Annotated in this window: 8 protein-coding genes and 1 pseudogene; 1 reads left to right on the forward strand and 8 read right to left on the reverse strand. The window is 70.8% G+C overall.

Annotated elements, in window-relative coordinates; translation table 11 throughout:
* The first annotated feature begins 302 nt into the window (after nt 1–302).
* Nucleotides 303–1,220 (forward strand): helix-turn-helix domain-containing protein, encoded by a 918-nt coding sequence (locus tag ACGFYY_RS41885; protein ID WP_393717818.1) that lies wholly within the window; start codon nt 303–305, stop codon nt 1,218–1,220.
* Nucleotides 1,221–1,229: 9 nt separating this feature from the next.
* Here the strand turns inward: ACGFYY_RS41885 and ACGFYY_RS41890 are convergent, their stop codons facing one another.
* From ACGFYY_RS41890 to ACGFYY_RS41925, 8 genes and pseudogenes are all read right to left on the reverse strand, one after another.
* Nucleotides 1,230–2,471, reverse strand: a complete 1,242-nt coding sequence (locus ACGFYY_RS41890) for an acyltransferase family protein (RefSeq protein WP_393717820.1) — start codon at nt 2,469–2,471, stop codon at nt 1,230–1,232.
* 158 nt (nt 2,472–2,629) lie between these two features.
* Nucleotides 2,630–3,901, reverse strand: coding sequence for an FG-GAP repeat domain-containing protein (locus tag ACGFYY_RS41895; protein WP_393717822.1), 1,272 nt, complete (start codon nt 3,899–3,901; stop codon nt 2,630–2,632).
* Nucleotides 3,898–4,680 carry a hypothetical protein gene (locus ACGFYY_RS41900; protein ID WP_393717824.1) on the reverse strand — a complete coding sequence of 261 codons (783 nt, stop codon included), beginning with the start codon at nt 4,678–4,680 and terminating at the stop codon, nt 3,898–3,900. Before ACGFYY_RS41900 ends, ACGFYY_RS41895 begins: the two co-directional genes overlap by 4 nt.
* A gap of 50 nt (nt 4,681–4,730) precedes the next feature.
* On the reverse strand, nt 4,731–5,927 hold the full coding sequence (wecB, locus tag ACGFYY_RS41905; protein WP_393717826.1) for a non-hydrolyzing UDP-N-acetylglucosamine 2-epimerase: 1,197 nt from the start codon (nt 5,925–5,927) through the stop codon (nt 4,731–4,733).
* A 302-nt stretch (nt 5,928–6,229) separates the two neighbouring features.
* Nucleotides 6,230–7,927 carry an FAD-dependent oxidoreductase gene (locus ACGFYY_RS41910; protein WP_393717828.1) on the reverse strand — a complete coding sequence of 566 codons (1,698 nt, stop codon included), beginning with the start codon at nt 7,925–7,927 and terminating at the stop codon, nt 6,230–6,232.
* Between the two features lie 6 nt (nt 7,928–7,933).
* On the reverse strand, nt 7,934–9,238 hold the full coding sequence (locus ACGFYY_RS41915; RefSeq protein WP_393717830.1) for an MFS transporter: 1,305 nt from the start codon (nt 9,236–9,238) through the stop codon (nt 7,934–7,936).
* An 8-nt stretch (nt 9,239–9,246) separates the two neighbouring features.
* Complete coding sequence (locus ACGFYY_RS41920) at nt 9,247–10,032, reverse strand: SDR family NAD(P)-dependent oxidoreductase (protein WP_393717832.1); 786 nt, start codon at nt 10,030–10,032, stop codon at nt 9,247–9,249.
* Nucleotides 10,033–10,164: 132 nt separating this feature from the next.
* Nucleotides 10,165–10,461, reverse strand: a pseudogene (locus ACGFYY_RS41925) (MFS transporter); the annotation flags it as partial.

Here is a 10,461-nt window from a genome sequence, read left to right on the forward strand (position 1 = left end):
TTCAGGATCGAGAAATCGACCGCCAGCATGAACTGCGCCACCAACAGCACCACAAGAACCAACCTGAGACGCCCGTCCAGCCGAACGGGCCCCTCCGTTCCCGCATCGACCCGCGTACCTTCGACGACCGACATCGCCGACCACATCCTCTCGATCACGCAACGACCTGTTGCGTCATCGACTCTGGACCGGTCGGAGAGGGTTACCCAGCCCCCTGGTGTTGCTGGCGCCGGGCAAGCTAGCACTCCCAGGGCCACCTTCCCGAGCACCGTTCGGCACCCTCCCCCGGCACACTGGAACGCATGGACTCACCGACTGCCCTGGGCGAATTCCTCCGCACTCGTCGCGCCCAGCTCCAGCCCGAGGACGTCGGGCTCCCCTCCCACGGCACCCGCCGGCGCGTGCCCGGGCTACGGCGCGAGGAGCTCGCCCTGCTGGCCGGCGTGAGCATCACCTACTACACGCACCTGGAGCAGGGGCAGAGCACGAACGCCTCGGACAGCGTCCTCGACGCCCTGGCCCGCGCGCTGCGCCTGACGCCGGACGAGCACGCGCACCTGCTGAACCTGGCCCGGCCGCCGCGTGCCAAGCGGGACCGGTCGCCGCGTCCCGAGTACGCCCGTGACACCACGCGGCGTCTGATCACCTCGATGCCGCACGTCCCGGCGGTGGTCCTGGACGGCCGCAACAACGTGCTCGCCTGGAATCCGCTGGGGCACGCCCTGCTCGCGGGGCACGTCGGCTTCGCGAGCCCCGACGACCCGGCGGTCCGCCCGAACCTGACGCGGATGCTGTTCCTGGACCCGCACACCCGGGAGCTCTACACGGACTGGAAGGGCGAGGCGCGTGTCGCCCTGGCGGCCCTGCGCCTGGTCGCGGGACGCAATCCGGAGGACCGCGCGCTGGCCGAGCTCATCGGGTCGCTCATGCTGCAGAGCCCCGACTTCGCCTCGCTGTGGTCGAAGCATCCCGTACGGGACTGCACGGTCGGCACCAAGAACCTGCACCACCCGGTGGTGGGCCCGCTGACCCTCGACTTCGAGAACCTGAACCTCACCGACGGCACCAACCACCGGATGCTGCTCTACAGCGCCCCCGAGTCCTCCCCCTCCGACGCGGCGCTGCGCATGCTGTCGAGCCTGACGGCGGCGTCCTCGGGGGCGCGGCACGACGGCCCGAAGCCCGCGTCGGCGGATGCGGACGCGGGCGGGGAGCGGTAGGGCGGCGGGTCAGTCCCGAGCGGCCGCGGTGACCGGGGTCCGGTCGCCGGGAAGCTCGGCGGGGGCGGCGGGGGCGGCCGGGGCGGCGGGTGCCGGGACCAGGGGCGTACGGGGCCTGGCACGGCCGAAGCGGCGCATGGCGGGCATCTCCACTAAGCGGAACAGGAGCCAGCCGCCGAGCAGGGAGGCCGCGAAGAATCCCGCGATCACCAGCAGGGCCACCGGGACGCTGTAGGTGTGCTCGCCCAGTAGCGAGCGGAGGTAGAAGATCGTGACACCCTGGACGAGGTAGAAGCCGAAGGACACCTCGCCCAGCCAGACCATGGGCCGGCTGCGCAGGAAGGTGGCCCGGCCGTCCGCGTCGGCCTGCGCGGTGGCCCCGATGAGCGCGGCGACCGGGATGATCGTCGCGACGACGAATCCGTACTGGAACGGGGCGACGAGGGCTGCGGCGTAGCCGAGAACGGCGAGCACGAGGGAGACGCCGAAGCCGACCCGGCGCGGCCACAGTCCCGCGAGGACGATCCGGGCGAGCAGGATGCCGAGGACGAATTCGAAGAGGCGGCCGGCCGGGAGCAGGTACCCGAACCAGAACTGCATGCCGGAGATCGGCGTGATGGTGGACTTCGGGGTGTCCGGGACGAAGTAGGTGGCGACCAGCTGGAGGGCGACCATTCCGGCGATCATCGCGGCGCTCCAACCCCACAGGGCGGTCCGGCCGCGGAGCTTGCGGATCGGCACGATGAGGGCCGGGAAGAGCATGTAGAAGAGCAGCTCGCTGCCCAGTGACCAACTGGGCGGGTTGACGCTGAGGTTGACGGTGGGCTGCGGCCACCAGGTGTGGATGAGGAAAAGGTTCGGGAGCCAGTCGGCGACGCCGGTGACGGCCGAGCCGGCGAAGAGGATCATCGCGGCGGCGAAGACGACGAGGTGGTTGGGGAAGATCTTCAGCAGTCGCCGGCGGAGGAAGGCGGTGACGCGCTCGCCGGGCTTGGCGGCCCAGGCGAGGACGAAGCCCGAGAGGACGAAGAAGAACGAGACTCCCAGGTAGCCGGCCTTGCCGAAGGCGGTGGAGAAACCGTCGGCGATGGAGGCGTCGGCGAAGGGGTTGATGGGCGCGTTCGGCGGTATCGGGGAGTCGGTCAGGGACGAGTGGAAGAAGAAGACGGAGAGTGCGGCGAAGAACCGCAGGCCGGTCAGTGAGGGCAGTTTCGCCCGCTTCGCGGCGTCGGGGGACGTCGTGGAGGCCACAGGGATCGCTCTTTCTGGAGTGGGGTTCGTCAGGGACGACGGCCGGGACCGTGCTCCGCCGTGCGGTGCGCGGTCCCGGCGGCGCGAAGGGGCGTACGGGACTGCCGGGAGGGGCGGATGGGGTGGACGGGGTGGACGGGGCCTGCGGGCCCGTGCGCCTACTGCTCGATGCCGTTGCGGTAGACCATGAGCTTGGCGTCCTTGGCCACGTAGTAGTTCTGGACGGAGTACGCGATGGTGGCGAAGTCGAGGCGGCCGTCCCCGTTGAAGTCGGCCGTGGCGATGCGGGCCACGGACTCCTCGGAGACCCGCCACTTGGCCCAGACGCCGTTGGCCGCGTCGATCGCCTTGTAGTACATGACGCCCTGCCAGGGCCACGGTCCGCGCAGCGCCACCAGGAACTCCTCGTCGCCGTCGCCGTCGAAGTCGGCGCAGACGATCTGGTGGCCGGGGCCCTCGCCGTTCTCGTTCGGGTCGCCGTACACGTCGAGCAGGACGCGGTTCCAACCCTCACCGCCCTCGGCCTTCGTGTAGACGGCCACGGTGTTGCCGTGGAAGGGCTCGATGGCGGCGACGTAGGCCATCGGATCGTCGCCGAGCCGGCCCGCGTTGAGATCGCCGCTGCCGCGGAAGCCGGTCTGCTCGAACTGGGTGAGTTCGCCGGTGCCGATCAGCTCACGGACCCATTCCTGGCGGGCCTCGTCGAACCAGAGCCAGGTGACGCCCTCGTCGGAGGCCAGCAGCAGGGATTCGAGGTCGGAGCCGGGGACCAGGCCCCGCTTCTTCTCGGCGCCGTGGATCATACGGAAGTGGCTGTCGTCGATGACGGTCATCGGCCACTCTTCCGCCGTGAGCACGTCGTCCGGCTGGGTGAACAGCACGACGGGCAGGACGGCGTGGACGTCCTCCTTGGCGACGATCGGGAGGCCGATGATCTGGAGTCGGTCGGTGCGGGTGAAGTGGCCCGCGCGCAGGCGGTGCATACCGGTGGCGCGGCCGACGTAGTGGCGCTTCCAGCGGGACTCGTCCTTGTCGGGGGTACCCGGGTTCTCCAGCCAGTCGATCTTGCCGCCTTCGGTGTTGGCGTCGTGGATCGTGCCGATCGGACCGTAGAGGTCGTAGCAGACGATGACGTCGGGGTGGCCGTTGCCGCTGACGTCGGCGAAGTCGGCGCCGACGGGCATCTTGATCCGGTCGGCTATCAGCCGGCGGGTCCAGTCGCCGTCGTTGGCGTACCAGTAGATCTCGCCGAGGCGCAGCCCGTAGCCGAACAGGTCGGGCTTGCCGTCGCCGTCGATGTCGGGCGCCTCCAGCCAGTAGCCGTCGCGGAGCTGGTCGGCCACGACCTCGGCGGTGAACTTCGGTGCACGCAGGCCGGTTTCGGTGTTCCTGCCGGTGCGGGTGCGGGTGCGGGTGCCGTCGGTGGTCATGAGTGGCTCTCCAGGGAGGTGAGGGCGGTCGCGGGGTGGAGGGTGCGCAGCGCGCGGGGTACGGGGTGGTACTCGATGGCGAGCCAGATGCAGTCGGTGTCGGCCCGGTACTGGTGCCAGGGGTAGTGGTAGGTGCACTTGGGGCCGGTGGCGCAGAACGGGTCCGGGGTGGTGTAGCCGGGGCTCATCAGGACGTCCTGGTAGAGCGAGGCGTGGTCGCGGTCCCGGAAGCGCTGCATCCGGCCCAGGCCGTGGACCTGGGTGTGGACCTCGATGAAGTCGTGCTGGTTGTGGACGGCGCAGTCGGTGCCGGCCGGTGAGAACCAGAGGTTGGCGCGGACGTCGAACTCGCGCAGGTCCATGACGCTCTCGCGTTCGCCGAGTACGTGGGCCGGATCGAACAGGACGGTGTTGATGTCGTCCTGGGGGCTGCGGTACAGGGCGGTTTCGCGGGGGAACTCGCCGGGGCCGAGGAGGTCGGCGAGGTGGGACCAGCCGGGTTCCGCGGTGATGCCGGTGATGTCCGTGCCCTCGGGCGCGGTGCGCAGGAGGAGGAGCGCGTCGGCCTTCTCGATGCGGGTGTCGGCGAGGACGGTCGAGGAGAGCGGGGGGATGGTCTTGCGCGGTGTCTCCGCGATGGTCACGGGTGTCACACCGGGGTTGACGACGATGGTGCGGCCTTCGACGGTGTAGTCCACGGCGTCGCGGACGAGCGCGGCCCTCAGGTACGGCGTGCTGAAGTTCAGCGGGCGTTCGACGGCGGACGGGGTGGCGCTCATACGGCTGCTTCCTCTCCGGGGTTCCGGGGCCGGGTTTCCGGGGCCGGGGTTCAGGTGCGGGCGAAGTCGGCGGTGCGGGCGAGCTCGACGCTGAGCTCGTCGACGGCGCTGTCGGGGACGAAGGGGTCGGGCGCGGGTCCCAGGCCGAAGAAGTGGGCGAGGGCGGCGACCGTGCGGTCGGTGGCGCGTCCGTCGCCGTACGGGTTGGCGGCGGTGGCCATCCGGTCGTACTCGGTGTGGTCGCGCAGCAGCGCCAGGGTGCGGGTGACGATGCCCTCGGTGGCCGTGCCGACCAGGCAGGCGGTGCCGGCGACGATGGCCTCGGAGCGCTCGGTGACGTCGCCGAGGACGAGGGTGGGCTTGCCGAGCGCGGGCCCTTCCTCCTGGCTGCCGCTGCTGTCCGAGACGATGACGTCGGCGCGGCCCATGAGCTTGCAGAAGCTGAGGTAGGGCAGCGGGTCGACGACGGTGATGCTCGGGTGTCCGCCGAGGTGCGGGAGCAGTGCCTCGCGGACGACGGGGTTGCGGTGCAGCGGGACGACGACGCGGACGTCGGGCTCGTCGGCGATGCGGGCGAGGGCCCGGCCGATCTGCGGCAGGTGCGGCCACGCCTCGCGGCGGTGCGCGGAGGCCAGGACGATGCGGCGCGGGTCGTCGTCGAGGTCGGCCAGGGCCGGGTCGCCGTAGCTCTCGGCCCGGCCGCTGGCCCAGCGCAGGGCGTCGATGACGGTGTTGCCGGTGACGGTGATCGTGTCGGCGGCGATGCCCTCGCGCAGCAGGTTCGCCAGGTTGCCGGGGGTGGGGGCCAGGTGGAGGGCGGCGACCTGCGCGACGAGCCGTCTGTTGCCCTCCTCGGGGAAGGGCGAGCCGAGCCGGCCGCTGCGCAGTCCGGCCTCGACGTGGACGACGGGGATCCGCTGGTGGAATCCGGCCAGAGCTCCGGTGAGGGTGGTGGCGGTGTCACCGTGGACGAGGACCGCGTCGGCGGGCGCGGTGGCGAAGTAGTCCTCCAGGCCCCGCAGCGAGCGGTAGGTGACCTGGGAGAGGGTCTGCTTGGGGGCCATCACTTTCAGGTCGACGTCGGCGGTGAGGCCGAAGGCCTCCAGGGTCTCGTCCAGCATCTGGCGGTGCTGTCCGGTGGAGATCACGACGGGCTCGAAGCGCGGGTCGTCCTGGAGGGCACGGATGACGGGCGCGAACTTGATGGCTTCCGGCCGGGTGCCGAGGACTACGGCGACGGAACGCATGGCTTCCTCATCTTTCTGACACGTTGGGAATCGAGCCGTGGCGGGGGACGTACGGGGGCGCGGCACGGCGGTGTGCCGCGGGCCTGTCGAGAGGTGGTGGCCAGGGGATCGGATCTCACTGCGAGGGGCTTTTCAGCTGCCCTCTTCCGGCCGAGAGACAGCTTTCCCGGAGCCGGCCGGGGAGTCAACGAACGCCCGCGGCCACTCGAACAGGTGGGCGGGAATGACAGAAGCCCCGTACTCCGGAGACCGGAGTACGGGGCTTCTGACCAGGGATCACACGGGGAAAGGTGAGGCCGGTGTCAGCCTCGGGCGGGCTTGATCGACATGGAGTGGCGGAAGAAGTCGGACGGATCGTACGTCCTCTTCACCTGCTGCAGGCGCGGATAGTTGTCCTTGTAGTAGAGCGTCTGCCACGGCACGCCGGACCTGTTGCGGCTCGGGTCGGTGACGTCGCGGTCGGGGTAGTTGATGTAGCAGCCGTCGGTACTGTCGTCGATCAGCGGTACGCCACCGGTCGCCGAGAAGAAGTCCTCGTACAAGTCACGCAGCCAGCCCAGGTAGTAGGCGTCCTCGCTCTCGTCCTGCCAGAAGGTCTGGAAGCACATCTTGAAGATGGACGAGCGCTGCGCGTTGGCCGTCGCGTCCGGCGCGGCGGCGTTGACCTGCCCGCCGAAGGAGAAGAGCACCAGCATGGTGTCCGGATTCTTGAAGTCCGGCCGGCTCATGTGCCGGTGGAGCGCCGCGATCTGATGGTCGGTGAAGTTCTTGCGCATGTACGCGGACTTGTGGCCGCCGCGTGAGGTGGGATCGGTGATGACGGGGTTGTTGGTGCCGACCAGTCTGGTCGCTTGGAGCCAGGGCAGGGTCCTGGGCTCGGCGAGCTGTGGCATGGCGGGCAGTTCGCCGGTGGGGCGGGTGAGGGCCTGGGGGGTGACGCCCGTGCCCGCCGTGATGGCCGCCAGGTAGTCGTCGAGAAGTCTTCTCGCGTTCGGCACCGTCGCGTCGACCTGGGTGAACATGCCCAGGCTGCCGTGTGCCTTGGAACTGACGTTGAACAGGCTGGAGAGGCTGCGGTAGGGGGAGTCGGGTGCGCTGTGGGCGGCGTGCCAGGCGCCGAAGTTCTTCAGCAACCGGGTGAACTTCGCCTCGGTCAACTGTTCCCAGGGGAAGTCGACGGCGCTGACGAGGACCTTCGACGGCGGGGATATCAGTTGTTCGGAGGGCTCGGAGCCCTTCGCGCCCGGTGAGCGGAACCAGTAGCGGGTCACCAGGCCGAAGTTGCCGCCGCCCCCGCCGGTGTGGGCCCACCACAGCTCCCGGTTCGGGTCGTTCTTCTCCCGGGTGGCCACGACGGTGCGTACGCCGCCCCTTCCGTCGGTCACCACCACCTCGACGGCGTACAGGTGGTCGACGACCAGGCCGTGGGCCCGGGAGAGCAGCCCGTAGCCGCCTCCGGCTATGTGCCCGCCGGCTCCGACGCTGTAGCAGATGCCGCCGGGGATGGTGACGCCCCAGCCCTTGTACAGGGCCTCGTAGACGTTGATCAGGCGGGCGCCCGCCTCGACGACGAAGGCGCGGAACTTCGGGTCGTAGCCGACGTGCGTCATCTCCGAGAAGTCGATGATGACCTGGGTGCCGGAGTGGGCGGCGAAGTCGGCGAAGCAGTGGCCGCCGCTGCGTACCGAGACCCGCTTGCCCGCCCGGACCGCGTCTCTGAGCGCCCGTTCGGCGTCCGCGGTCGAGCGGACCATCTTGATGTACTCCGGGCGGGCCACGAACCGCTGGTTGTTGCCGGTGGTGAGCATCTCGTAGCGCGGATCTCCCGGCTTGACGACGGAGCCGGTCCCGGCGACCGCGGCGCGGGCCGCTTCGCCGGACGCGTCGGGGGCCCGGGTGGCGGCTGCCGCCACGGGGCCGGACAGGGCACCGGCCACCGCCGCGCCCGTGACGACGGCCGCGCTACGGGTGAGCATGGTCCGGCGATCGACACCGTTCATGTGCGTCTACCTCGACTTCTGTTCGACGATGGAGTGGGTGCCGTGACCGGCACCTGGTGCGTGCGTGCGGAGTGCGGGGAGCTCGGCGTCCGGCCGCGGGTGCGCGTGCGTGGGCGTGTGTGTGTGCGTGTCCGGGCCGACGCTCCCCCGCTTCCCGTGGCTCCCGTGGCCGCGGCGGTCGAGCCGGCCGGAGAGCGCCGCGGTGCCCAGACCGGCCGCGGCCAGTCCGGCACCGATCCAGGTCGGCGAGGTCCACCCGAGGCCGTGGGCGACCGCAAGGCCGCCGAGCCAGGCCCCGAGGGCGTTGCCGAGGTTGAAGGCCGCGATGTTCGCCGCGGAGGCCAGGGCGGGGGCCCCTGCGGCCTGCTGCATCACACGGGCCTGGAGCGGCGGCACCGTGGCGAATCCGCTCGCCCCGAAGGCGGCCAGGGTGATCGCGGCGGGCAGGGCGGCGTGCGAGGTGAAGGTGAAGATCACCAGGACCAGGCAGAGGCCGCCGAGGATGAGGTACAGGCTGGGCATCAGGGAGCGGTCGGCGGCCCGGCCGCCGAGTACGTTGCCCACGCACAGTCCGACTCCGAAGAGCACAAGGAGCCAGGCGACCGCGCCGTCGGAGAAGCCGGCCAGCTCCGTCATCATCGGCGCGAGGTAGGTGAAGGAGGCGAAGACCCCGCCGAAGCCGAGGACGGTGGTGGTCAGCGCCAGCCACACCTGGGGCTTGCGGAAGACGGCGAGTTCGCCGCGCAGGGCTCCGCGCTCCGGCGCGGGCTGCGCCGGCACCAGGGCGACCAGACCGAGCAGTCCGACGACCCCGATCCCGGTGACCGCCCAGAAGGTCGAACGCCAGCCGAACTCCTGGCCCAGGAAGGTGCCCAGTGGTACGCCGAGCACGTTGGCCAGGGTGAGGCCGGTGAACATCAGGGCGATGGCACTCGCCCGCCGGTCGGGGGCCACCAGGTCGGCGGCCACGACGGACCCGATCCCGAAGAACGCGCCGTGCGTGAGCGCGGCGATCAGCCGACCGCCCATGAGGGCGGTGTAGTCGCCGGCGAGGGCGCAGAGCAGGTTACCGGCGATGAAGACGGCCATGAGCAGCACGAGCATGGTCTTGCGCGGCAGCCGGGCGCCGGCGGCGGTCATCAGCGGCGCGCCGACGACCACGCCGAGGGCGTAGCCGGTCACCAGCATGCCGGCGGAGGGGATGGACACGGACAGGTCGTCGGCGACCGCCGGGAGCAGACCGACGATGACGAACTCGGTGGTCCCGATGCCGAAGGCACCTATGGCGAGAGCGAGCAGGGAAGCGCGCATCGGCCCGGTCAGACCTGTCGCAGGGCGCCGCCGTCGACGCTCCACTCGGCGCCGGTGACCTGTCCCGCGAGGGGTGAGAGCAGGTACGCGATGACGCCGGCGACGTCGTCGGGACTGCCGATGCGGCCGCTGGGGAGTCGGCGCACCTCACGGATGAAGTGGTCGACGGCCTCGTCGGCCGGGAGGCCGAACCGCTCGCCGAGCTGGTCGGCGAAACCGCCGGGAGCGTCGAAGAGCGCCGTCCGGGTCGGCCCGGGTGAGACCACGTTGGAGCGTACGCCGCGTACGCCGAACTCCGCGGCGAGGGACTTGGAGAGGGAGAGCAGAGCCGTCTTGGTGGCGGCGTAGTCGACGATGCCCGGGTCGGGGAATCGGGCGGCCTCGCTCGCGACGTGTACGAGGGCGCCCGCTCCGGTGTCCAGGAGCGCGGGGAGGGCCGCGCGGGTCATGCGGACCGCGGAGTGGAAGTTGACCTCGAAGGTGTCCTTCCACTGCTGGTCGGTCACGTCGAGGAAGCCGGTACGGGACTCCAACGCCCCGACGTTGTTGACGAGGCCGTCGAGCCGGCCGTGGCGTTCGACGACGGTGTCGGTCACGTGGCGGGCGGCGTCGGGGTCGGTGAGGTCGGCGGCGACGGCGCTGACCCGGTCGCCGAGGGCTTCGGTGTTCCACGGCTTGCGGGCGACGCCGACGACGGTGGCGCCTTCGGCGGCGAGGAGTCGGACGGTCGCCTCGCCGATTCCGGACGACGCGCCGGTGACGAGGTACACGCGGTCTTCGATACGGAGGTCCATCACGTTCCTTGAGGAGGGGAGACCTTGGGAGGGGAGACCTTGGGGAGGGGGAAGCGGCCCGGCACGGTCGGGGGTCCGGTGGTACCGGCCCGTGTCGGGCCGCTTCCAGGGGGGGTCCTCGGTCGGGAACCGTCAGCCGGCGACGGGGGCGTGCGCGGCCTTGTTCCGGAGGAAGAGGACGGTGGTGAGGATGCCGACCACGACGATGGCGGTGTTCACGATCACCGCGGTCGTGATGCCGGCGTGGATGTCGGTGTGGGCGGCGGCGATGGCGGACATGATCGGGGTGCCCATGGTGATGCCGATCTGCTGGGTCATGGTCGCCAGACCCGTCGCCATGCCCTGCTCGTGGTCCGGCAGACCCGTCGTCGCCGTCACCATGAACCCGACGATCACCAGCATGTTGCCGATACCACCCGCGAAGGTGGC

The sequence above is a fragment of the Streptomyces sp. NPDC048331 genome (assembly GCF_043201215.1).
Taxonomy (GTDB): Bacteria; Actinomycetota; Actinomycetes; order Streptomycetales; family Streptomycetaceae; genus Streptomyces.

Coding starts and splice junctions, on each gene's coding strand:
- ACGFYY_RS41885 (WP_393717818.1), top strand. CDS start 303: ATGGACTCACCGACTGCCCTGGGCGAATTCCTCCGCACTCGTCGCGCC.
- ACGFYY_RS41895 (WP_393717822.1), bottom strand. CDS start 3,901: ATGACCACCGACGGCACCCGCACCCGCACCCGCACCGGCAGGAACACC.
- ACGFYY_RS41900 (WP_393717824.1), bottom strand. CDS start 4,680: ATGAGCGCCACCCCGTCCGCCGTCGAACGCCCGCTGAACTTCAGCACG.
- wecB (WP_393717826.1), bottom strand. CDS start 5,927: ATGCGTTCCGTCGCCGTAGTCCTCGGCACCCGGCCGGAAGCCATCAAG.
- ACGFYY_RS41910 (WP_393717828.1), bottom strand. CDS start 7,927: ATGAACGGTGTCGATCGCCGGACCATGCTCACCCGTAGCGCGGCCGTC.
- ACGFYY_RS41915 (WP_393717830.1), bottom strand. CDS start 9,238: ATGCGCGCTTCCCTGCTCGCTCTCGCCATAGGTGCCTTCGGCATCGGG.
- ACGFYY_RS41920 (WP_393717832.1), bottom strand. CDS start 10,032: ATGGACCTCCGTATCGAAGACCGCGTGTACCTCGTCACCGGCGCGTCG.